The 25,190-nt window shown below is 34.5% G+C and carries 15 protein-coding genes and 1 pseudogene; 6 read left to right on the plus strand and 10 right to left on the minus strand.

From position 1 onward, the window contains the following. Window positions 1–662 precede the first annotated feature (662 nt). The gene (locus tag IR010_RS18400; RefSeq protein ID WP_194605834.1) at window positions 663–1,868 is read right to left on the minus strand and encodes a sensor histidine kinase; all 1,206 of its coding nucleotides are present in this window, start codon (window positions 1,866–1,868) and stop codon (window positions 663–665) included. A 903-nt stretch (window positions 1,869–2,771) separates the two neighbouring features. Here IR010_RS18400 and IR010_RS18405 point away from each other — a divergent pair. The 5 genes and pseudogenes from IR010_RS18405 (at window position 2,772) to IR010_RS20175 (ending at window position 5,627) form a co-directional block, all read left to right on the plus strand. Next, window positions 2,772–4,175, plus strand: a complete 1,404-nt coding sequence (locus IR010_RS18405; RefSeq protein WP_228515196.1) for a cryptochrome/deoxyribodipyrimidine photo-lyase family protein — start codon at window positions 2,772–2,774, stop codon at window positions 4,173–4,175. Continuing rightward, on the plus strand, window positions 4,162–4,299 hold the full coding sequence (locus IR010_RS18410; protein WP_194570645.1) for a DUF2256 domain-containing protein: 138 nt from the start codon (window positions 4,162–4,164) through the stop codon (window positions 4,297–4,299). The genes IR010_RS18405 and IR010_RS18410 overlap by 14 nt, the downstream gene beginning before the upstream one ends. A 1-nt stretch (window position 4,300) precedes the next feature. Beyond that, window positions 4,301–4,489, plus strand: a complete 189-nt coding sequence (locus IR010_RS20165) for a cryptochrome/photolyase family protein (protein WP_228515197.1) — start codon at window positions 4,301–4,303, stop codon at window positions 4,487–4,489. A 116-nt stretch (window positions 4,490–4,605) separates the two neighbouring features. After that, a pseudogene (locus IR010_RS20170) lies at window positions 4,606–4,913 on the plus strand (cryptochrome/photolyase family protein); the annotation flags it as partial. A gap of 150 nt (window positions 4,914–5,063) precedes the next feature. After that, window positions 5,064–5,627 (plus strand): hypothetical protein, encoded by a 564-nt coding sequence (locus IR010_RS20175; RefSeq protein WP_228515199.1) that lies wholly within the window; start codon window positions 5,064–5,066, stop codon window positions 5,625–5,627. Window positions 5,628–5,981: 354 nt separating this feature from the next. On the opposite strand, the gene IR010_RS18420 is transcribed toward IR010_RS20175, so the two are convergent. The 4 genes from IR010_RS18420 to IR010_RS18435 form a co-directional block, all read right to left on the minus strand. After that, on the minus strand, window positions 5,982–7,109 hold the full coding sequence (locus IR010_RS18420) for an alpha/beta hydrolase-fold protein (RefSeq protein WP_194605836.1): 1,128 nt from the start codon (window positions 7,107–7,109) through the stop codon (window positions 5,982–5,984). A gap of 27 nt (window positions 7,110–7,136) precedes the next feature. Further along, the gene (locus IR010_RS18425; RefSeq protein ID WP_194570647.1) at window positions 7,137–8,432 is read right to left on the minus strand and encodes a glycosyl hydrolase family 8; all 1,296 of its coding nucleotides are present in this window, start codon (window positions 8,430–8,432) and stop codon (window positions 7,137–7,139) included. An 11-nt stretch (window positions 8,433–8,443) separates the two neighbouring features. Further along, the gene (locus IR010_RS18430) at window positions 8,444–9,994 is read right to left on the minus strand and encodes a glycoside hydrolase 43 family protein (RefSeq protein WP_194605838.1); all 1,551 of its coding nucleotides are present in this window, start codon (window positions 9,992–9,994) and stop codon (window positions 8,444–8,446) included. A gap of 631 nt (window positions 9,995–10,625) precedes the next feature. After that, window positions 10,626–12,743, minus strand: coding sequence for a thioredoxin domain-containing protein (locus IR010_RS18435; protein ID WP_194605840.1), 2,118 nt, complete (start codon window positions 12,741–12,743; stop codon window positions 10,626–10,628). Window positions 12,744–12,997: 254 nt separating this feature from the next. Between IR010_RS18435 and IR010_RS18440 the strand changes: the two genes are divergently transcribed. Further along, window positions 12,998–14,500, plus strand: coding sequence for an MFS transporter (locus tag IR010_RS18440; RefSeq protein WP_194605842.1), 1,503 nt, complete (start codon window positions 12,998–13,000; stop codon window positions 14,498–14,500). Between the two features lie 125 nt (window positions 14,501–14,625). On the opposite strand, the gene IR010_RS18445 is transcribed toward IR010_RS18440, so the two are convergent. The 5 genes from IR010_RS18445 to IR010_RS18465 all read right to left on the minus strand — a co-directional run bounded on the left by IR010_RS18445 (window position 14,626) and on the right by IR010_RS18465 (window position 25,182). Continuing rightward, a complete protein-coding gene (locus tag IR010_RS18445; RefSeq protein ID WP_194605844.1) occupies window positions 14,626–16,791 on the minus strand; it encodes a beta-glucosidase family protein in 2,166 nt (721 codons plus the stop codon). Between the two features lie 254 nt (window positions 16,792–17,045). Continuing rightward, entirely contained in the window at window positions 17,046–18,602 is a 1,557-nt protein-coding gene (locus IR010_RS18450; protein ID WP_194605846.1) for a phosphatase PAP2 family protein, read from the minus strand. 1 nt (window position 18,603) lies between these two features. After that, window positions 18,604–19,515 carry a hypothetical protein gene (locus tag IR010_RS18455; protein ID WP_194605848.1) on the minus strand — a complete coding sequence of 304 codons (912 nt, stop codon included), beginning with the start codon at window positions 19,513–19,515 and terminating at the stop codon, window positions 18,604–18,606. A 138-nt stretch (window positions 19,516–19,653) separates the two neighbouring features. Then, window positions 19,654–22,947 (minus strand): VCBS repeat-containing protein, encoded by a 3,294-nt coding sequence (locus IR010_RS18460; protein ID WP_194605850.1) that lies wholly within the window; start codon window positions 22,945–22,947, stop codon window positions 19,654–19,656. A 27-nt stretch (window positions 22,948–22,974) separates the two neighbouring features. Continuing rightward, window positions 22,975–25,182 carry an FG-GAP-like repeat-containing protein gene (locus IR010_RS18465; protein ID WP_194605851.1) on the minus strand — a complete coding sequence of 736 codons (2,208 nt, stop codon included), beginning with the start codon at window positions 25,180–25,182 and terminating at the stop codon, window positions 22,975–22,977. Window positions 25,183–25,190 lie beyond the last annotated feature (8 nt).

A 25,190-nucleotide genomic window follows, 5' to 3' on the forward strand; every position in this document is an offset into this window, starting at 1 on the left:
GTCGATGAATGAATATATTTTTCAATTCTTCAATAAAAAATTTCTTATGAATATTTAAAAGAAAATTAAAAAATAGCATTATTTCCCTTTAATACTAATTTGTCTACCTCTCAATTCCAATCAATTACAAGTCAGCCGTAAAGATGGAAGATTCACCGACAGCAAACTACTATTCATCGAAAAAAATAAACAAAATTTGAGTATCGACTTAGATTTGTATCAGAATTAAGAAAGAATCTAAAAATAATTTTCAAAACAATTTAACAAAGTTAATTACCATTTACAATTGCATTATTTAGTTGATTAGAATTCCTAGTATTAACCATTTAAAAAATTAAATACATTTAAAAGCAGGTCAATATTATAGGTACTTCCTGAATTACATTGTCATTACAATTGGAATTTTGCACATTTAAAATCTTTTTTGAATTTACCTACATCTTCAAAAGAGTTGCTAATACCGAAAACATGACGCCCTTTTTGCCCAAAGCCTGAGCTTTCTACAAATTAAAAATTAGTAACGGCAATGTAATTCTACCGAAGTAATAATTTAAATGTCCACATTATTTCCATTTTTTATTAAATGAGAAGTTTTTTTACTTTGATTTTCCGCAGCTAATTACTCCTAAGAAATTAAGTAAATCCAAAAAAAATTAGCAGTTTTACTCTTTTGGTAAAACAAAACAAAAACAAGCACCTCTTTGATTATTTTTTCTATTTTTCAAATAGATAGTGCCTCCTAATCGCTCTAATATAGCTTTTATAGTTGATAAGCCAATGCCGGAATTTTTAGCATATTTTTGATTGACAGTTTCAAATAATTCAAATACTTTTTCCCAATATTCTTCTTGTATGCCTGGTCCATCATCTTCATAAATAAATGAATAACTAGTTTCATCTTCTTCCAGAGATATCCAGACATTACTTTTTTGTTTGTCAGTGTGTTTTACTGTGTTTGACAAAAGATTTTGAATAATTTGAATAAAACCAATTTTGGAACACTTTATTACAGCATCACAATTAATATAATGAATTTGCGCCAGAGTATATAAAGCATTGTTATCCACTATATATTGAATAATGTTTTGTACATTAAAATATTCTAAACAAATTTTGTCATTGCTAACTTTGGTATATTCTAAAATCCCGTTGATTAAAAACTCCATGTATTCATTTCTGGAATAAATTAGATCGATCCATTCCTCTAACGTAGTATTTTTTATAAGTTCTTTATGATCCTCTTTTATAAAAGTTATCAAAGAGTTCACCCCTTGGATAGGAACTTTTAAATCATGAGTTAATCGATAAGCAAATTGATTCAATTGCACATTTTTTTTCAAAATTTCATCATTCAGACTTTCTAAAAGACTATTTTTTTTTCGAAGTTCAAATTGAGAAATTACCTGTTTTGCCAGTGCCTTTAATGATTCTTTTTGGCTTTCTGTAAGGCCTTCTCTAGGCTTTGTGTCAATAACACAAATTGTCCCTAAAGAATACCCCTCTTTACTGTTTAAAGGAGCTCCTGCATAAAATATTACGTGAGGGTCATCTGTAGTTAAGGGATTATCATAAAACCTCTTGTCTTTACTAGCATCCGGAATAATGAATAATTCATCGGGCGTATTTATTGTATGTGCACAAAAAGCTAAATCCCTCGGAGTTTCGGTCGTATTTAAACCATGATGCGATTTGAACCATTGCCGGGTATCATCAACTAAAGTTACCAATGCGATTGGAGTGCCGCAAATTTCAGCTGCTATTTTTGTCAGGGCATCATATTCTTCTTCAGGTAATGTATCTAATATTTTATAAGTATCTAAAGCTTTTAAGCGCCGATCCTCATTGTTAGGAATTTGTGGTTTATACATATAACTGAATTTTTATTTGTTTGCTTAAAACTAAATATACATATGTAAGATATGTCTGCTATTTTCATTCATAAAAATAAATAATTTATAATTCTTTTTATAAGAAATTACCATAAAAAAACATGTTGGAATATTAAAATATGGCTTTTCAGTAAATTATACTATAAACTGAGCTGAATCTTTGTGGTAAGCTGTCTTTCTTTTCCGTTTAAAAGAATTATTAATTTACTGCAATTATAATCCCCTTACAATAGCACTTTGGATAGCAATGAGCTTTAGTATTTAAAATTCTAAGATAAAAGTTATCTTCATTTATGACAGAGCCGATAATATTAGAGATAAAATTTCCAACTATTTACAAAAAATCAAGGCTTAAGAAGTTTAAGTCGAAACTTTTAGATCAAGAAAGCGCAATTCATATGAAGAAAACTTACAAAATTATTTAAAAAAAATACTATTCAATCAGTTTTTAGTTGAAATAGTGAAGGCTTGCTTATGTTATAACATACATTGATAATAATACCAAAAAATGTATTTAATAGCCGCCTTATCGGAATTGAATACAGTGTTTATAATAAAACAAACAGTACTACTCAGTCGACATCTTAGCAAACCTGATTTTATTGAAATATGCACACTATTGCTAATCATTAAACCTTTATAAACATAAATTGCTTATTTTTGTTTAATATTATCTGGAAATAATTAAACAAAAAAAATAGTAAAGCCAATTATGATGCTGTAGGAAATTGGTTTTGTCGATGTAGAAAAATCCAATATTATTTCTTGTTCCGGTCCGCACAGCCATCATAAAACTTTACAATTAGACAGGTTAAGTTATGCAAAGCCTGATAAAGAAATTACATCACTGCTTAAAAGTTGAACAAAAAAAAGTTAAATATTATGTGGTTCAAACGTGATCTGCGTTTTACAGATCATGAACCTCTTTTTATGGCACAGCAGGAAAATATCCCCCTTCTTATGTTGTATTTTTTTGAGCCATCAGTAATGGCGTGCGATGATTCTGATGTGCGTCACTGGCGTTTTGTTTATGAATCCTTAAGGGAAATGCAGTCTAAATTAAAGCCGATTGACGCGCAGATCTATTATTTTCATAACGAAGTCCAGACTGTTTTTGAGTACCTATGCAGTCTTTATAATATCCAGACAGTGTTTTCGCATCAGGAAATCGGCAACAAAGCCACTTTTGACAGGGATATTGAAATGCAGTCTTTTTTTGATCAAAATAATATCGTTTGGAAACAATCCCAGCTGCACGGAGTGATAAGAAAGCTGCGGTCAAAACAAGATTGGGACAAGCGCTGGGAAGAAACAATGCGGGCAATACCTAAAATGATTGACCTGAATGCTTTTAAATTTGAAAATTTAAATCCTGATTTTTACCTGGAACTAATAGGAAAAGCACTTTCGAATGAAATTACAAACCGAAATGAAAACTTTCAACAAGGGGGCGAATATTGGGCATGGCGCTATCTGCAAAGTTTTGCAAAAGAAAGACATATAAATTACAGCAGGCACATTTCCAAACCAGCCTTAAGCCGAAAAGGCTGCAGCCGTCTCTCTCCCTATTTAACTTACGGAAACATAAGCATGCGGATGGTGTATCAATATACCAATCAGTTTTATGAAGGATCGCCCAACAAAAGAGCCATGCTTAATTTTGTTTCCAGACTCCACTGGCATTGCCATTTTATGCAAAAATTTGAAAATGACTGCCAGATTGAATTTGAAAATATAAACAAAGATTATGATTCCCTGGTCAAGCCAAAAAATGAAAACTATATAAAAGCCTGGCAGGATGGCAAAACCGGCGTTCCTATTGTAGATGCCTGCATGCGATGTTTAGTGCAAACAGGTTATATCAACTTTAGAATGCGGGCGATGCTAGTTTCCTTTTTTACATTCAATTTGTGGCAGGACTGGCGCGAACTGCATTTTCTGGCAAGACAGTTTTTAGATTACGAACCCGGAATTCATTATCCGCAGATTCAGATGCAGGCAGGTACAGCAGCAGGCAATACCATTAGAATTTACAATCCCATAAAAAACTCGCAACAGCACGATCCAGAGGGTGTTTTTATAAAGAGATGGATGCCTGAACTGGCTGAAATTCCATCACAATTAATTCATGAACCCTGGAAATTAAATCTTATTGAACAGCAATTTTACAAATGCGAAATAGGCAAAGATTATCCAGAGCCGATAGTTGACATAGAAGAAACGCGGAAATACGCCAGTGATATTGTCTGGGGTTTTAGAAATAAACAAAAAAATGCGAGGAGTTAAGAAACAGAACCTGCCCATTAAAACCTGCCCTGCCTGCCAAAGGCCATTTGCATGGAGAAAAAAATGGGAAAAGGTGTGGGACGAAGTGAAATATTGCAGTGATAAATGCAGAAGCAGCAAATAATATGGAAACCAAAACTTTAAGGCTCATACTTGGAGATCAGTTAAACAGCAATCATTCCTGGTATGAAACCACAGACAATTCAATAACCTATGTGATGATGGAAATCCGCACAGAAACAGACTATGCCATACACCACATACAAAAACAACAGGATTCTTTGCAGAAATACGCCAGTTTTGCAATTACCTAAAATCCAAAAGACATCATTGCATTTATCTGGAAATAAACGACAAAGACAATTTATAGTCTCTTGAGGCCAATCTGTCCTTTATCATAGAGAGAGATCATTACACAAGATTCGAATACCTGATGCCCGATGAATACCGCGTAGATGCAGTATTAAAAAAATTTACATCCCAGCTTGGTATTGCATCTAAAGTTTACGATACCGATCATTTTTTCAGTACCCGTAATGAACTCGGAAAATTCTTTGAAGGCAAAAAAACTTTTTTGATGGAAAGTTTTTATCGCGCCATGCGAAACATCATATCCTTATTTCAGGAGACAACCCAGTGACAGGCCAGTGGAATTATGATCATGAGAATAGAAAAAAACTGCCTAAAAATCATCGACCCGCTCCCCCTTTAGTTTTTAATAATAATGTTTCCCATATAGTGGATGCCATTTTACAGACCGATATTAAAACGATCGGATCTATTGACAAAACAAATTTTATATGGCCTGTAAACAGGAAACAGTCCCTCGACCTCCTTGATTATTTTACAGATGAATGCCTGCCTTTATTCGGTTCTTACCAGAATGCAATGCTCCCTAATGAGTGGTCCTTATACCACTCCAGATTATCATTTTCTTTAAACACAAAAATGATTTCTCCGGCTGAAGTCATACAAACTGCAATTGCAAAATGGGAGAAACATCCCGAAGTTATTGCTTACAACCAACTGGAAGGTTTTGTACGCCAGATTATTGGATGGCGGGAATACATGCGAGGCATTTACTGGCTCAAGATGCCGGAATATGCTGCATTAAATTTTTTCGGCCATAAGGAAAAATTGCCTGAATGGTTCTGGACAGGCAAAACCAAAATGAACTGTCTTAAAGACGCCATAACGCAGTCCCTCACATTTGCCTATGCGCACCATATCCAGCGTTTGATAATCACTGGAAATTTTGACCTTTTGGCCGGAACCGATCCTGATGAAGTCGACAGCTGGTATCTTGGCATATACATCGATGCGCTGCATTGGGTTGAAATAACAAACACACGAGGCATGAGCCATTTTGCAGATGGAGGAATTGTCGGCACGAAACCTTATTTCAGTTCGGCTTCATATATTTATAAAATGAGCCCTTACCATGATGAATAAATTCTATTCCGGCCGTTTTTTCGTCAAAAAACATTCCGTTGTATTCGTTGTTAAAAACCCAGACATTAAGTCCGGGAGTTTCAAAATATTCTTTTTCGTTTAATACTAAATTCTGAGAAAATGACTTATTTGCAAGACTAAACAAACAAAAAAATATAATTACTTTTTTTAATAAAGTTTTATTGAAAACCACTACTAACATACTACTAAGTTTGCGCATAATTTTATATTTAATTATTAAAACCAACAACAAGTACCTGGACAAATGAATTGTTTGAATGTCATGTTTTGGGGCAAATACAATTCATCGCCAGATACTGTATATTAAAATGAATGAATTAGTAATCCTGGAAATCACTTTTCTTTAAATAAAAGTGGTGCTAATTCTTTGAAGCTTCGACGCCAGGTTTGAAATTCGTGTCCGGTATTTTCAGAAATATAGGGAACCGCATTAAAACCAGCAGTTTTAAGAGTTGCCACAGCATCTTTAATACCATCAGGCCGCTCTTTGCTTCCACAACTTAAAAAGATCAATTTTACTTTTGATTTATCTTTAATGTCTTCCGGTTTATAAATTCCTCCACTAAGAAGTGCATAATAAGAGAAAACCTCCGGTTTATTAAGAGTTATCATTTTTGTTTCCATTCCTCCCATTGATAAACCACCCATCGCACGATTAGCCGAATTTGCCAGCGTACGGAAATTTGAATCCACATACGGAATTAAATCCTCTACCAAAACCGTTTGAAAGGGTTCTATTTTGAAACTTGCCAAACCACCGTATTTAATTTCATTGGTCATACCGTACGTCATTACAATAATGAATGATTTTATTTTGCCTTCTGCTATCAAATTATCCATGATCAAATTGACGTGTCCCTGATTGCTCCATGCTGTTTCGTCTTCTCCCCAGCCGTGTTGTAAATACAAAACCGGATATTGCTTTGATTTATCTTTATGATATCCTGGTGGGGTATAAACAAAAGCCCTGCGAGAGGTATTAGTGCTTTTTGAAGGAAAAAGAATTTGCTGTACGTTTCCGTGCGGAACATTTTTCAACGCATAAAAATCCTGATCATGTGCGGGTATTTCAATGCCGCTTTCCCAACGCGTAGAACCGTAAAAATTAAGTGCTCCCGGATCGTTAAAAACGCCTCCATCGATAGTTACATGATAATAATGAAAGCCTTCATCCATGGCGCCTGCTGTGGTTCCACGCCAAATACCGTCTTCTCCTTTTACAAGAACGGTTCCTCCTTTTGTTCCACCTAATCCAAGGCTTACTACTACAGATTTGGCTTCGGGAGCAAGAATTTGAAATCGTACATAACCCTGAGAATTAACTTGCGGGTATTCCTGTCCGGGCTGATTAAGGGTTGAAGGTTTAAAATCTTCGGCAATAGCAGTTTGATTTGTTTGTGAAAAACCTATAAAACCTGATAAAATAAATGCCCATACCATAACAATTGTGTACTGTTTCATATTTTTTATTTTTTAGATTTAAAAAAATTATTTTACTGTTGGCGTGATAATTTGATAATTCCCACTAAGATGCATTAAACTGAAGAGATACATTAATCCATCATAATACGGATCGAAGTAACCATCTTCATACGGTTCCAGTTTCGCATTCCAAAGGGCATGAACAAAATCCATACTTGTTTTATCGGGATTGACAAGTGATGCTGTTGCCGAAGTCGCTACTAATCCTATGGAATGTCTGAGTTTTTTAACGGGACCGGCTTGCAGTATAAACTCTGGTTTAGAACCATCCAGATTAAATTGATCTTCAAAAGTGTCCAATCCTTTGGATCTAAGAAAATTTTGGAATTTTACAGCATATTCTTCCTGCCATTTTTTATCTTTTCCATACCACATATAATCCATTGCAATATTCATAGGAACACGCCACGAATCATAACGAAATCCTCCAGGCATCCATGGTGTAGGATGTGGTTCTCCTGTGAATTCGGTGTAATCTGAATTTAGTCCTGTTACAGGATGAGTAGCTTTATGGAGAAAATTGCGAGACACATCGGCACATTCTTTATAAAATTGCTCGTGACCATCTTTCGCATACAAAGCCCATATTTCATAGAAGGCTGGAACATGATAAGAGGGGTCTGTCCAGTTATAACCTCCTCTTTCTGGCACAAAAGATATTTGCTTGTGTTCCGTATTTATTATATTATGAATACCAGCTGTACCGTCTTTTTTCCACATAGCATCGAGTATTCTTCTGGCTTCTTTATAATAATTTATTCCGGTATCATTTCCCCATCTATTAGAAGCAAAAAGCAAACTGGTGATATAGTATAATTCTCCATCTGAAGCAGAGCCGGGCGAATTTCGTTTTTTAGTTTCAGGGTTTACACTCCATGCAAAATAAGCTTCTCTTGGTCCTTCCTGATGTTGCATGTATTTGACAGACCATCTCCAGATGCGGTCGAAAACCTCTTTTTTATTCAGTTGAACAGCGACCATCATTCCATACGACATTCCCTCTGTACGGGCATCTTTGTTTTTAACATCCGAAACATATCCTAAAGAATCACCTTCTTCAAAATACACTTTGTTTGGACCTTCAAAAACGTCATAATAGGCTTTGGCTACTTTCTTATCTATTTCAGCCTGACTATAGCCTGCTTCCTTAAAAAGATTGCGGTACTTAGGTCTGGATTCTGATTTTTCTGCTTTCTTTTTAATTTGACCAACGACCAAAACTGGTAAAATCAATCCGAACACCAATACCAAAACGTGAATCCTAATCAGAAATTCATTTGCGAAACTTTTATCTATAATCATAATTTATCTTTTTAATATTTAATTCTAAACCAATCAAAATCAACATATCCTCCAGTATTTTTTGTCGCATAATTGAACAATCCAAAACGATAGCCCATAAAATGCGGAAGCGTATATTTCATTTTTAAAGTTTCGCCTATCGGGTTCCAAACTTTTCCATCGAGACTGTAGAAAAAATTGGCTTCATCTTTTTTGTTTGTAAAATCACAATCAATTTTAAAATAAACCAGATTTTGATCTAAAGCAATTCGCTGTACTTCAACAGCTTTGTCTTTATTGGTATTTACCATTACTATTGATTTTTTGCCTTCTTCTACTTTCACTCCAACCAGTCCGTATTCTTTTTGTAAGGCAGATAATCCGGCAAAATCACCGTCCTTCATTTTAGAAATATCCAAAAAAACAGAAGCTGAGCTTGCTGGACCAATTGTACGTTGTGTTAGTGTATTTCTTGCTAAGAGAAAATCAGTATCAATTCTTCCTGTTTTAAGGCGCAGGAATCCTTTTCTTTCTTTTAAAGACCAAAGTGTATTATCCGGATTGTGATTCCATTGCCAAACTAATGGCAGCATTTGTTCCCCTTTTTTGCGGTTGAATTCATCTGAGGCAACCAAATTCGGAATTAAGCTTTTACTTACTGGCAGATCTAATTTTTCAGGAACTTTTCCATTTTTGCCTAATATTGGCCAACCGTCTTCCCATTTTACAGGAACCAGATACGGAATTCTGCCAACAGCTCCATAATCGCGAAAAAGATAAGAGAACCATCGACCGTCGGGAGTGTCTATAAGTCCGCCCTGAGCAACGCCTAAATCCTGTAAACCTACTTTTCCTTCCCACGGACCATTAATATTGTCAGCTCTATGAATTATTACAGTACGCATTCCGCCTTGAGGCCAGCAAATATTAAAAAGGTAATATTTTCCTTTTATTTTAAATAACTGAGAACCTTCTGCACCTAGCATAATATTGTTTCCAGCAGGTGCACTGGCGTTCGCTATAATAATTTTATCCGGAACATTTTGTTTAATTCCGGTTAAATCATCATTGAGTTCAACCAGTTTGATTTTGCATGCTCCGTAGATTAAATAAGCCTTACCGTCATAATCAAAAAACAAAGAATGGTCGTGATAATCCGGTTTAAAAGAAACTCTTTGCCAGTTCCCTTTTTCTATATCTTTCGTTTTAAAAATGTAGGTCTCACCTGTAGTTTGTGCAAAAGTAGTCACATAATAAATTCCGTTATGAAAACGCAGACTACTTGCCCAGGAACCTCTACCATACGTGCTTTTTCCTTCTGTTAAATTTAATTCCGGCATATCTGCCAAAGTATCATAGGCATAATTGATGATTTTCCAATTGACAAGATCTGTCGATTTCATAATAGGCAAACCCGGACTCATGTGCATTGTAGTACTGCTCATATAATAATTTTCACCTACTCTGATTATGGACATATCAGGCACATCAGTAAAAAGTATTGGATTCTGGGCTTGCGCCAAAGTAACAGCATGAATAAGCAAAACAAAAAAGACGAAAATGAACTTAATACCTTTTTTCATGGCGTAAAGATTAAATTAAAAGAAACCTTTATCGAATTACATATCGTATAATTCCAGCGTAACGAAAAAGCCGAAAGTGTTTAAGCTTCCGGCTTTTAATTTAAAAACTAACTCTTAAACTTAGTTATAAACCAATTTGTAAAATAACACTTATAACCAACATTAATTTTTAAACCTAAAATCATAATCTTCAATTTTATAACAATTACATTATACTAAATTTAATAAGTGTATTTATCACAAATATAAATAAAAACAATTAATACACAACCGGTTGCTTAAATATTTACAGTTAGAATCATTAAAAAAAACTATATAAAAAACATTATAAATATTTTTTATGTTAAAAAAATACACAATATCAGTTTAGATGATTATTTTAATTAAGAAGTTTGACAAATTAAAGGACTTACTGCATTTTCTATGAATAACTCGCAAAAGTTAAATCAAGAAACTTATTATCAATTAGTTGCAAATAATTACAATAAAAAATCTTACGCAATTACCATACAAAATGATTAAAACAATGAGGTGCCGTATAGAATAAAAAGATAATTTCGAATGATAATCGAAAAAAAAAGATTCTGCTAAAATTAAATTTATAAAAGACTTTTTAGTTTTAGGCATTCGTTCACTGCAAACCATTCTTTATTTTAGCCACTACCACATTTATGTCTTTTTCAGGCATTTTGCAGGCTTTGTTCACGCAGACATAAATGTAAGTTTGATTCTCGACAAAACGATTTTCTAAAATAGCAAGTTGACTTTCTTTAGTTGCTCCGGCAATAAGAATATTGGGCAAATAATAGCTTTGAAGTTGACTCGTTTTAATTAGAGCGTCTTTTCCGGAAATGGCAACTTCAAAATAATTGTCGGTATAATTCAGCATTAAATTTAGCCAATTATAATATTCGGTCGGTGCTTGTAAGGCATCTGCTTTAATATTATTCAGCATCTGTTTTGCAGTTTTGCTATAAGTATCATTAGAATAATAATGTCCTAATAAAAATAGATTATTCGCCAGAATCGAATTAGAACCTGAAATTACATTATCCTGAATTTCCATTTTTCTGGTTATTAAATCTGCTGAAGCGTTAGATGTAAAATAAAACAGGCTCGACTTTTTATCCAAAAAATGAGTTATCGTATAATCCGTTAATTGTTTCGCTTTATTGAGCCATTTTTCATCAAGTGTAATTTGATACACCTCAATAAAGGTATCTATAACCGTTGCATAATCTTCTGAAAAACCAGCGATACTGCTTTTACCTTCTTTATAACTATGGTATAAACTTCCGTCTTTCCGGAGTTGATTATTCAAAATAAAATTGGCATTTTTTAAGGCAACTTCTTTATAATGCGGATTTTTAAATGCACAATAAGCATTAACATAAGCCTTTATCATTAAAGCATTCCATGAGGTTAAGGTTTTATCATCTAAATGAGGTTTTGCTCTTTTGTTTCTGGCTGTTAAAAGTATTTGCTTCCAATTTTTTACTTTAGAATCCAGTTCTGTAACCGTCATTTTGTTTTTGATTGCAAAGTCTTTATCAGATTGTGTTCTAAATAAAACATAATTTCCATTTTCCCATAAACCCTTTTCATTTATGTTGAAATATTCCTGAAAAAGTAGAAAATCAGATTTTAAAAGTGCCTGCAACTCCTCTTTTTTCCAAACATAATAAGCGCCTTCTTCTAGTTTATTTGATTTGTTTTTACTGTCTGCATCTAAAGACGAATAAAAAGCACCATTGGAAGCCATCAGTTCTTTTTCTATAAAATTCAATGTTTCAATCACTGTTTTTTTATACAAATCATCTTTTGTTATCAAATACGCATCAGCATACAAACTCACTAATTGTGCATTGTCGTAAAGCATTTTTTCAAAATGAGGAATATGCCATTTTGAATCTACCGAATATCTGCAAAAACCTCCTCCAATTGGATCGTAAATTCCGCCATTAGCCATTTTTACAAGTGTTGTATTTACATAGGCTTGCGTTGCTTTGGCATTATTTTGATTACTGTAACGAAGGAGGAAACTCAATGATCCTGGCATTGGAAATTTGGTATCGCTAACTAAGCCGCCTTCTTTATAGTCTAATTCTTTTTGCCATAATTGTACGGCTTCAGAAAGTTCTGAATTTTTAAAATCAGGCTGACTATTATTAGCTGTGATTAATTGTGATTTCTGAATACCTGCCACTAATTTATCTGCATATTCACTTGCCTTCTCTGGATTTTTTTTATACAAATCAGAAAGTTCTGTTAAGGCTTTTGTCCATTCTTCTTTGGTAAAATAAGTCCCTCCAAAAATAGGGCGTCCATCAGGAAGTGCAATGCAATTTAGCGGCCATCCGCCTTTACCTGTCATTAGCTGAACGGCATTCATGTAAATTTGGTCAATATCGGGACGCTCTTCCCTATCCACTTTTATACTGATAAAATTGTCATTCATTAATTTGGCTACTGCCTCATTTTCAAAACTTTCTTCTTCCATAACATGACACCAGTGACAAGCAGAATATCCTACAGAAATAATAATAAGTTTATTCTCTGCTTTTGCTTTTTCCAATGTTTCCTGATTCCATGCTTTCCAATCAACAGGATTGTGCGCATGCTGCAAAAGATACGGACTTGTTTCATTAATTAAATCATTGGTATATTTGTGATATTCTTCAATATGCTGTTTTTTATTGCAACCAATAAAAAAGCAGGAAACAATCAATAAAAGATATAGAATACGCATATATGAAATGAAAAAAGTATGAATAATGATGTTGATTTTCAGTTGTTTTTAAAATCAAAAGCTAAAATAGCAATTTAAATTTAATAGATTTGCTATAACCAAAGAATGCTTCAAATCTGCTATTAAAGGCTTCAAAATTGACAATCTTATTTCAACTTTCAAGCTATTTTTACATTTAACATTTTATAAAAATGAAATGAAAACGAAGTACTATTTCAATGATATATCGCTCTAAAATATTTTTTAATCAACACATGGGGATAAGCAGAAAAAAGTCAACCACTACATTGATAAGCAATACATCGCAAAAGCTTTCTGTACTGGAAAAAATAGGTTACGGTTTAGGAGATTTTGCGGCGAACTTGATTTTTCAGACCTTACTTACCTTTTTAGCTTTCTTTTATACTGATGTCTATAAAATTCCTGCCGGAACCGCCAGTATTATTATTTTTATTGGAGGCTTTGTCGGCGCTTTTTTTAATATTATTATGGGCATTATAGCTGACCGTACCCACACGCGCTGGGGAAAATTCAGGCCTTGGATATTATGGACTGCCGTACCTTTTGGAATTGGTGCTGTTCTTTCTTTTTTGACTCCTAATTTTGGTGAAAACGGTAAGATAATTTACACCTTGCTGACTTATTTTTTTCTTGTTATAATCTATTCAGCAAATAATTTACCCTATGTTGCTTTAAGTGGTGTTTTAACAGGAGATATGAAAGAAAGAAATAGTCTTTCATCCTATCGTTTTGTTGCTGTAATGATTGCGCAATTTATAATTCAGTCGCTCCTATTGCCATTAGTTTTAATTTTTGGACATGGTGATAAAGCCGTTGGTTTTAAAAATACCATGATTCTCTTTGCAGTTATAGGAATCATTTGTTTTCTAATTACTTTTTTTACCACCAAAGAAAGGATTATACCTGCAAGGCATCAAAAATCGTCAGTCAAACAGGATTTTGTCGACCTTACTAAAAATCGCCCGTGGCTGGTGATACTACTGGTTACTACATTGGTATTCATAACGTTGTCTTTAAAAGGTGGAATGTATGTTTTCTATTTCAAATATTATTTAGACCCTGTTGCGCAAACCGTATTTTTAAAAGATATTGGTTTTACGGCGTTTATTCATGATCTTAATAATTCATTAATAGCAATGGGATTAGTAGATTTTCAGTGGCCTGGAGATGTTCCTACATCTGCATTTAGTCTTTTTAATGCTGGCGGAATTCTTTTTATGATTTTAGGAATTTTATTTTCAAAATCGCTAGCAGACGCATTTGGCAAAAGAAATATTTACATTACTTTCATTTTTTTGTCCGCTGTAAGCTTATTGCTTTTTAATTTTTATAGCAGAACTGCTATTGCAATGGTTTTTCTGACGCAATTAGTTCATGGTTTTATTTACGGAGTAACAATTCCGTTATTATGGGCTATGATTGCTGATGTAGCCGATTACAGTGAATGGAAGAACAATCGAAGAGCGACTGCAACTGTTTTTTCAGCCATGCTTGTTGGATTGAAAATAGGAATCAGTATTGGCGGAGCGTTGGGTGCAGCATTTTTATCTAAATACGGATATGTAGCAGAAGAAGTCAATCAGGTTCCGGCAGCTGTAGAAGGAATTAAATTGTGCGTAAGCATCTATCCTGGATTTATATTCATTATAAGCGCCGTTATGTTATGCTTTTACGTTATAGATAGAAATATGGAAATTGCCATTGAAAAAGAACTAAAGGAAAGAAGAGAAAACTAAACTACCATCTTCTAAAATGAGTCATTAGGAATAATAAAAAAACAGTAATATAGAGCTCCCCACAAACTATATTACTGCCAAAAAAATATCTAAAAACTTTTTTTTGAGTGTTTAATAAAAAAATTTTATTGCACCATAATAGCTAAACTATTCACAATATTTTCGGATGATGTACCTGTATAAAATACAAATTCACCGGGTTCAACTTTCCAGTCGTTACTTTTCTCGTCGTAGAAAGCCAAATCTTTTACTTTCATTTTTAAAGCAACTGTTTTTTCTTCTCCTGGTTTAAGGAAAATTTTATCGAATGCTTTTAATTCTTTTTTAGGCCTTAAAACTGATGCCGTAGTTTGACCAGCGTACAATTGAACTACTTCTGCACCATTCGTTTTTCCAGTATTTTTGATAGTAAACTTCACTATTATTTCATCATTCACACCGTATACTTTTTTGTCAGAAGCAACATTAGAGATATCAAAGGTTGTATAAGACAGACCGTAACCAAAAGGATGTTGAGGTTCAATACCTTTGGTATCAAACCAGCGATATCCTACCAGAATATCTTCCTCGTAATTTACTTTCAAATCATGTCCCGGATAAGCCCCTAAAGCATGCGCCGGCGATTGGCTTAAAGTAACTGGTATCGTAAATGGTAATTTTCCTGAAGGAAATTCTTTGCCGCTCAACACATCAACAACTGCGTTACCCGCTTCCATTCCACCATACCAGCCCCAAACTACTGCAGGTACGCGAGATTCAATACCTGCCAGTTCAAGCGGAGAACCTGCAATGATCACCACAATCGTTTTAGGATTGGCTTTCGCTACTTCCTGAATTAAAGTTTCTTGTCCATAAGGCAAACGCATATGCAATCTGTCAAATGATTCTGAATCAAAATCATGGTTCAAACCGGCAAAAATAATTGCTACATCTGATTTTTTGGCCTGAGCTACTGCTTCTTCAATTAATTTCCAATCTACCTTGTCGGTGTTTAATTGACCATCACTGCTTCTCTCCACAACATGAGATTGTTTCTCGTAACCTTGTGCAAAATTAATTTGCATAGACTTTCCGAATTTAGCAGTCATAGCCTGAAATGGTGTTATCTCATATAAAGCTTTTATTTCTGAACTAAATCCACCGCCGCAATGTGTACGGGTTGCATTATCACCAATAATAGCTACAGATTTTATAGCATTCATATTCAATGGCAAAATTTGCTTTTCGTTTTTCAGTAAAACAACTGCTTCTACTGCCGAGCGATAGGCCGCTTGTTGGTGTTCTTTTGTATTTATAGAACCTGTAATTCGTGTTTTTGGATCTAAAACTTTCGTTTTAATCATCACTCTCAGAATATTAGCCACTTTTTCATCTACTAGGCTTTCTTTTATTCGTCCTTCTTGTACTGCGTTAATCAAAGGATCTGCGAAATACCAGTCGTTATAATTTTCCTTTTCGGTTCCCATTTCTAAATCCAAACCTGCCAGTGCTGCTTTTTCGGTACTGTGAACAGCATCCCAGTCCGACATATAAACTCCTTTAAATTTAAATTCATCCCGCAAAAGCGTTCGTCCCAAATAATCATTTTCAGTACAATAAGAACCTCTGAATTTATTATAGGCTCCCATAACACCCAAGACTCCGGCATCAACAACAGAAGATTTGAAACCCGGCAAATAAATTTCGCGTAAAGCCCGTTCACTCACGGTGATATCGACAACAAAACGATTTTGCTCCTGATTATTAGCTACAAAATGCTTTACACAGGCCGCAACATCCTGCGTTTGCAAAGCTTTAATATAATTAATAGAAAGCTGTGAAATAAGAAACGGATCTTCGCTCAAATATTCAAAATTTCGTCCGCAAAGTGGTGAGCGAATAATGTTGATTCCAGGACCAAGCAAAACATCTTTTTTGCGAAAACGTGCTTCTTCGCCTAAAACTATACCACGCTGTTTAGCTAGTTCTAAATTCCAGCTTGCAGCCATAGCGGTACCAGGAGGAAAACAGGTCGAAGCATCATCAGTTTGCCCAGCATATTGCCAATTATGACGATTCATTTCTGCTCTGACTCCATGCGGACCGTCAGACAAGGCCCATTCCGGAATTCCGAGATGCTTTACTTCTTCAGTATAAAATTTAGAATTGCCATGCAGCATACCGACTTTTTCCTTCAAAGTCATTTTTTTAATTAACTTTTGAATTCTTTTTTCTGTCGTAGCATTTGTTTGCGAAAAAGAACTTTGAAAAAATACGGAAAACAAAGCCGCAGCTATAAATTTTAATTTCATTTTATCTTTTTTAGAGGACCTTTTGGGTTCATTAAATAATTTAGATTGAATGTTAAATGGAAAATTCGCCTAATTAACAAGCTCCCAAAAATAGCCGAATACAAAATATACGAATCCTACAAATCGAGCATTTTATATAAGAAATGAAGCAGAATTGCATTAAAAAATACATGAGCATATTATCTCTACAAAAAATTATATTAAACATATAATCAGACCTGAAAATTCCATTCATTAGAAACTATTGCCAGCTATTAGTCAGCACCGTCAGTTGTTGCCCTAGCAACTGCAAAAGCGGCCACTTTTTTACCTAAATCTAATCCTTTTTCACAATCACTTCTATAATGAATAGCTCCGTACATTCTTGAGTTTGATGCTTCTAAAGCCATTGCCTCATATTCCGTTTTTTTAGATGGAATAAAATGTGATAAAACAGTACAAGCAGCTGCACTAAAAGTAGAATGACCAGAAACATATGCTGGAAAATTAGGAACTCCTGTGGTTGTTTTAATCGAAGGATCCATTTGACACGGACGTGGATTGAAATAAGTGTACTTTGCATCCCAGCAGCTAATTGCAGCATCCATCATTGCGACATTTAATAAGGCTAAATTTCTTGCCCATCGAATTTCGCTGTACGATTGTTCTACAAAAGCTTCACAGGCAATGGCGTTCCAATGTCCGGGAGGTGTGTAAGTATTTACTCCGTCAGCCCAAAAACTGACAATTTCTAAGTGCTCACGAGAATTGTCCTGGCTGTATCTTTTAATCTCGGCTAATTCTTTTGCAAATACTTCAGATTTTGTTGAAGGAGGTGCAGGCGGACGATTGGCTACCACATCTGCTTCTGTCATCAAAAATGATTTTACTTTTCCAAATAATGGTAACATTGGCGGCCTGGCTGGTATTTCTAATGATTTCCAAGGAATTTCGCCTCTTGCTGCAGTTTGAGATTCTAATGCAGCCCAGATCGCCGGTGTTCCACCAGCAACTCCAGCCCCATCATTCGAAGCCCGAGTTATAAATTTTGCAGCAACTTTTCTGCCCAAACTAATTCCGGCATCAACATCTGAGCGAACATTAGCACCGCTGATAATACGGTATAATTTTTCTTCCTCAGCTTTTTCATTTATGTAAGCAATTTCAGTTGGAAATAATAATTTTAAAAGCTCAACAGTAACCCCCGTCACGACTGCATCTTCTGATGGATATGACGGCAAAGTATTTTTAGGAATTAATACTTGGAGACTGGGATCAATAATATATGGTGCTGATCTGTTGTACTGCTTTTTATAATGCCAAGCAGCAATCAGTGCGTCGTATTGAGCGGCACTCACATAAGCATAAGCCCTCGCTGCATAAGGAGGATTGGAAAATGGAAATTGAGGATACGCAAATGGATTTGCCGCCGAAGGAGCCGGATAAGTTCCATCCTCATTTTGATAAGGCGGACGATTATGCCTTGCTACCAATGTTCGCATAATTTCATTCCAGCGCAGTACGCTGCCAGCGCTCCAAAATTCTATTATGCTTTTTTGTTGATTGTTAATATTAACCTGAAAACTTTTAATTTCGTTAATTTCTCTCGTGTAAGCAGGTGTATTTGTGGCAACAGGTACATCTATTGAAAATTCATCAGGTGCAGTTAAAAGATAAGGCTTCCATGTATCAGCTTCAAGGTCTGTATTTTTAGGGTTCAATTGTGGAAACTGTTCATTTCGTTGCGCAATATCATCATCACAGGAATACATTAATAAAACTATTAGAAGTATAAAGCCTTTAAAGACGATTTTTTGAATATTATTTTTCATCTCACTTGTTTTTATTTTTAAAATTTATCAGGTAAAAAACTCCTCCATATAATGAGCTTGCTTCTCCTACATTTCTGCCTTCCGTTACTACATTATAACCACCTACAATAGCTAATTCAGGAAGTTTTTTTAAAGTATATTTTCCATTCAAGCCCAATTTAAAAGCATTCATTGTATTACTTGGGAAAGGCATGTTATTTTTTGTAATGTCAAAACCACCAGATTGTGTAACCGAATTGTCAATAATAGCCTCGGCAATTAATCTTGATGAGCGATATCCTAATCTTAAATTAATGTTTATAGCATCTGGCATATTTACTTTATTGGTGTAATGAATTTCATCTGCCAAATAAGAATTTCGATCAATTGTAATATTCGCTTTTTTAATATAAGCAGCAGATAAAGTAGTAAAGAAACGATGATACTGCACATCTCCCATTAATCGTAAAGTTCCTGTTTTGCTGCCAAGGCCAATGCTTAATGGTAAATAATCTGCCACATAATCTGAGGCAGGCATTGAATAGCTTCCTAATGCAAATAAGGAATAAGTAAGAGCACCAAAAGTTTTTTTAATTGGCATATATTTCAATGTCAAGGATAAATCCTGAATTCCTTTCTGTCCTTTCATAGTTCCCACCGTAGCCTTAGTTTCAAGATAAGGAACAGTAAATAAAAAATTTAGCTTATCAAATATGCCATAATTACACATAAGTGCGGGACCTTGAGCAGATACTGTTCCTAAATTAAGATTCTCTCTTTTAAAAGTACCTTCCCAGTACTCATTCCAACTGCTATATTCGTATACCGCTCCAAAGCAAAAATTATTTTTGTTCATCATAAGGGCATCGATTTCGGTTTGTGCGTTGATCAAAAGAGGAATTAAGAAGAGACAACACAGGTATAATTTCCTCATTATTTATTTTTTTTGGTTAATTAGAACTATATAAGTCAATAAATTAGCTCAAAACCAGAACAAGTTAATGTCCTGATTTTAGCAATTAAGTTCAACACGTTTTATTTTTGAAGAGGTAAAACAATTCAAAACAAAAGCTTAATTTATTTTAACACTTTGCAAAAAAGAGTTATTCTTAGTAACCAAGAGGTACGTTTTTCCTTTTACCTTAATTTTTTCCATGTTTTTAACATCGCCGGGAGTAAAAAATCCGCTGTCAATTGCTGACACTGATCTGAATTTTCCGTGACCATCTCCTTTTAAAAATAATCCGTGACCGGCATCGTTTCGAGGCGTTTCAACTTCTGAATTATACATGTTACCCGTTACTAAAACATCCAGTTTACCATCTTTATCGTAATCGTCAACCATTATTTGATTGATGCAGGTAAGCTGTGCTTCAACTGGCAGTTCGTGAAGGATGAACTTCCCATTTTTATTTTCTAAATAAATACTGGCAAATGATTTTACTTTATAATGCAGCGCTTCTTTAAGTGATTTTTCAGTATAAACATCAACCAAAGTGGCTTCTGAAAAACTTTCGTAGTCTTTGAATTTCTTTTTGATATTTGGAATTTGCTGAGACGAACAACCACGACCGCGCACCGGATATTGTTTACCATCATTGTAGTAACTCAACACAATGTCTTTGTGTTTATTATTGTCGAAATCTTTTACATAAATATCAAAGGTTTCACTAGGAGTTGCTTTGTATTTGTAGTTTAAACCATTGTTTCCAACAATATAATCCATATCGCCATCATGATCAAAATCGCCTTGCTGAATGCTCCACCACCAACCTGTCGTATCATCATTAAGTCCCATGTTTTTGGTAACTTCTTTGAAACCCGATACAGTATTTTGAAAAATACGGATTGGCATCCATTCGCCAACAATAATAATATCAGCTAATTTGTCATTATTAAAATCGGTAATTACAGCACTTGTCGCCATTCCTAAATTGGTAAATTCTCTAGGTGATTTTTTAGAAACTTCAAATTTTGGCTGTGTTGGTGAACTTATATTGTGCAATAAATAAGTTGTTGCAGGAGAAGGATATTGCCCCGGAACCTGTCTTCCTAAAACTAAAAGATCTTGTTTTCCATCTTTATCATAATCAATAGGATATACTTTTGAACCACTTGTCAGCATCTTTGGCAATACACTTTTTGGAGCTTTTGTAAAATCGCCTTTTCCGTTATTAAGATATAGTCTGTCTTGTAATTTTGGGTCGTTAACCAAAAATTCGTAACCACCGCTCACTACATACAAATCATTGTCTCCGTCATTATCAGCATCGAAAATAACGGCTCCTGTATCTTCACTGGCTTTATCGTCTTCAAGAGCCTGACTGTTTTTTTCTACAAAGCCATTTTTAGTCTGCATAAATAATTTTCCTGAATAGGTTGCAGATCCTCCAATAAAATAGTCATCCAAACCATCTTTATTTAAATCACCCACAGCAATAGCAGGACCAAAAGTCGACATTTTATGAGGCAATAAAACTTGATCTTTAAAATCATCGTACTTATTTTCTTCGTGTTTATAAACAGGAAAAACGTTGTTTTCAGTCGCGAATAAATGCGTTTTTGGAGTTGCTTTTACAGCTGGTTCTTCTTTGGCATCTTGCTCCTTAAAGCTTAAAGTCTGATTTACTTTTACATTTGCTAATTTTTGCACTTTGCCGTTTGACCAGACTACTTTAACCTCATCGATCGTTTTGTCTTTCCCAACACCAAAATGCAATTCAGGCGCTACAGAAGATTGAAACCCTCTGGTTAGGGTTAGCTCCTGCATCTGGGTTCCTTTTTTCGTTTTTACATAAACACGGTTTCCTAAGCCAAAAGTGTTTTTAGTATTTCCTTTGAAGTTTACTTTGATGTAATTATTGCGTTTAGAACTTGAATTTTCAAAAACAGAAGCGTAATCATCTATATTATTGACAACCAAATCTAAATCACCATCGTTATCTAAATCGACATAAGCAACGCCATTTGAAAAACCTTTATACTCAATTCCCCATTTTTTATTGGCTTGCTCAAAATTTAAATTTCCTTTGTTTTGAAACATAAAATTGTCAATTTTCTCAGAAGGAATTTCCTGAGATTTCTTAAGTAAATCTTTTGGTTTTAGATTAAGCGCTTCTAAACTATGAAAGAAATCATTGTTATTAATTTCTCTTCTTGTTCCGTTCGTTACAAACAAATCCTTATTTCCGTCATTATCAAAATCGGCAAATAAAGGTCCCCAGCTCCAATCTGTAGACGAAGTTCCGGTAATACGGGATACATTGCCAAAATGTGGAATACCGTTTTCATTAACTCCTGTATTTAACTGCATGCAATTGTGCATATATTGGTAGTTAAAACCAGCATCAACTACATCCCAAAAAAGTTTCGGATTCATGCTGGACATGTTTGCTTTCTTACGACGATTATCCTTAGCGTCCATATCAACCTGAAAAACATCTAAATTTCCATCGTTATTAAAGTCTGAAATATCCACACCCATTCCATAAAAAGAATTATGCGCCATTGCCTCTTTTACTACTTCCTTAAAAGTACCATCCTGATTGTTGATGTACATAAAATCTGGAGAGTTGAAATCATTAGAGACATAGATATCAGGCCAGCTGTCATTATTTAAATCGCCAATTGTGGCGCTTAATGATAAACCATAGTTTTTTACACCGGCTTGTTCGGTAACATTGGTAAAATGATTTCCGTCGTTTCTATATAAATGTCCCGATTCATTATCCTTTACATGAAGCATCATTTGTACATAATCGCCTGTTGCCGAATTGAATTTTGTTGGCGGATAATTCGCTACAAATAGATCTAAATCGCCATCTTTATCATAATCAAAAAAAGTTCCCTGAACACTGTTTCCTATATCATCAATGCCATATTCTTTGGCTTTTTCTGTAAAAGTTCCGTTATGATTATTTATATATAGTTCATTGTTTTTAGGTCCGAATTTCCCTCCTACACTACAATAAATATCCAAAAAACCATCACCGTTTACATCGGCCATTGTAACTCCGGTATACCAACGGTTATCACCGCCAACACCTGCTTTTTTTGTAATATCCTCAAATTTTAGTTTTCCTTTGTTTAGGTACAATTTATTGGATACCTGATTTCCTGTAAAGAAAATATCTACCAGTCCATCATTGTTAATGTCGCCGGTAGCAACTCCTCCACCCAAATAAATATAATTGTAGGTGAAGTAATTCAGGGAATCATTTTCTTTCAGATTATTGCTAAAATCAATTCCGGTGTCTGAACGGTCTAAAGTGGTAAAGATTTTCTCATCTGATTCTTTTGAACAACCAGCAAGCAATACTAAACCCACAAGGCTAAAAGAAATTACTATTGTTTTTATATTTTTCATATTATGGATTCTAATAAATTTATTTTTTTAAATACAAATCGGAGAATGTGCTTCGACGGTTGAAAAAAGGATTCTTTTAATATCTATTTTGGAGAAATTATCTTCGCCTTCAATAATTTTAATGTATTGATTTGGTTTTACATTTTTAAAGACTTTTTTCTTTTGGTCTTTCGGCCAGGTAATTTCGATTTGGTCTATCGTTGTTGCTTTTCCAATTCCGATTTCCATTCTTAAAGCCGACGCTCCAAAGCTGCCACCTGAGTTTAAGATCCTGTAAACAGATCGGGAAACTCCATTTTCTTTGAAAGTGACTTTTACTTTTGTTCCAATAGCAGAACGATTACTTTCTGTTCCTTCTAACTTCAATTTTATCCAACGGTTGTTGTTTTGACCCGGATTTAGGTATAAAGAATTACTGAAAGAATCCCCTAAATAAGCACCTCCGACTTCTATAAAAATATCGTTGTCTCCATCATTATCCAGATCATTAATAGCTACACCATGCCCTTTTTGCAAATTTCCTACTCTGCCGGAAACAGTAACGTCAGCAAATTTTCCATTGCCCATATTTCTAAATAATCTATTTGGTGCCAATGATCTATAGTCCGGATTTCCTGTTCCGAGGTACATATCCAGAAAACCATCATTATCAATATCTCCGAAATTTGAACCCATAGCAAATACAGTTTTGCTTAATCCAGATATTTCAGAAACATCAGAGAAAGTGCCATCATGATTGTTATGGTACAAATACATTTTACTGCTTTCATTTGGAATATTTAGGGCTTCCATTGCAATTTCTCCAGCAATAGAGCCATTATACTGATAACCACAAACAAATATATCCTGCCATCCATCGTTATCATAATCCCAAAACCAGGTTGGAAAAGTCATTACATTAATGCCCGCCAAGCCTGCCTGATCTGTAACATCTTTAAATTGCGGAATACCCTTTTTGAGTCCAGTATTTTTTAATAATGTTTTTCTTTTATTCATTCCGGAGAGGAACAAATCAATATCGCCATCATTATCATAATCAGCTGACGTTACACCTTTTATATAAGCAATAACATCACATTTTGCTGCTTTGGCAACATTGGTAAAGGTTCCGTGCTGATTATTTAAGTACAATTCTGAAGGATAGGATTCATTATCTGATGATTCATTTCCAATAAACAAATCGAGATAACCGTCATTATTAAAATCATTCCACGTACCGGCTTGGGTAGGGAATTCAGAATATAAACCACTCTTTAGGGTTACATCAGTAAAAGTTCCGTCTCCGTTGTTGCGTAACAGCGAGTTTGGTTGTCTTCCGTATTTACGCATCCAGGCACCTCTCAAAACAAAAATATCAATATCGCCGTCATTGTCATAATCAGCTTGTATCATGTTTAATCCTCCTTTGAAACGGCCTATTTCTGAAACTTTAGAATAATCGAGATATTTTCCTTTTTTATCATTTTCATAATAATGCATCACGCCATCCAGACTCCAGTCAGAAGTTACAATATCCAAATAGTTATCGTTATTAAAATCATCAACAATAACTCCACCTGACATATTTCTGCCTATTATGCCTGCGTTTGCGGCTACATCCAGAAAAGGTTTTATGCTGTATCCTGAATCTTTATTCAGGTTAGGTATAAGCCATTGTTTGGGAACTTCTAAAGGATAACCGCCGAGCGTCATATAAGCAATATTGAGAAGCCATCTTGATTCATAATCATTAGGGTCAATCGATAATAATTTCTTATAAATTTCAATTGCTTTTTGAGACCCCTGTCGTATCGTATGAATTCCATTTTTTTGGATAGGCATAGTACAGGATTCGGGATTATGATAATTCACACAATTTTGTTTTTCGCCTAATCTCATGTACGCTATGGCTAAAAATTTTAACGATTGAAGATCTTCTTTTCCGTCTATTTTCTTCTTTCTATTTATGGCATTTTCTATAGTTGCTACAGACTCTGCCTCTTTTCCAAGTTTTAATAATGCATTTCCTTTATTTATTTCATTAAATAATTTAAAAAAACCTTCATCTGAACTTTTAATAATAGAGTCGTAATATGCTACTTCTGCTTTTGCTGCAAAAGGATTGTCTTTCACGTTATACATCTTATTTCTTGCTTCCAAAATCTTAACCATCTTGTCATTTGGATTCGAAAAATAATCACAGGACTGGGTTAAAATAAATAGGCTAAATAGCGATACTAACTGTTTGATTTTCATAATTAAGG

The sequence above is a fragment of the Flavobacterium sp. MR2016-29 genome (genome assembly GCF_015350695.1).
Lineage (GTDB): Bacteria > Bacteroidota > Bacteroidia > Flavobacteriales > Flavobacteriaceae > Flavobacterium.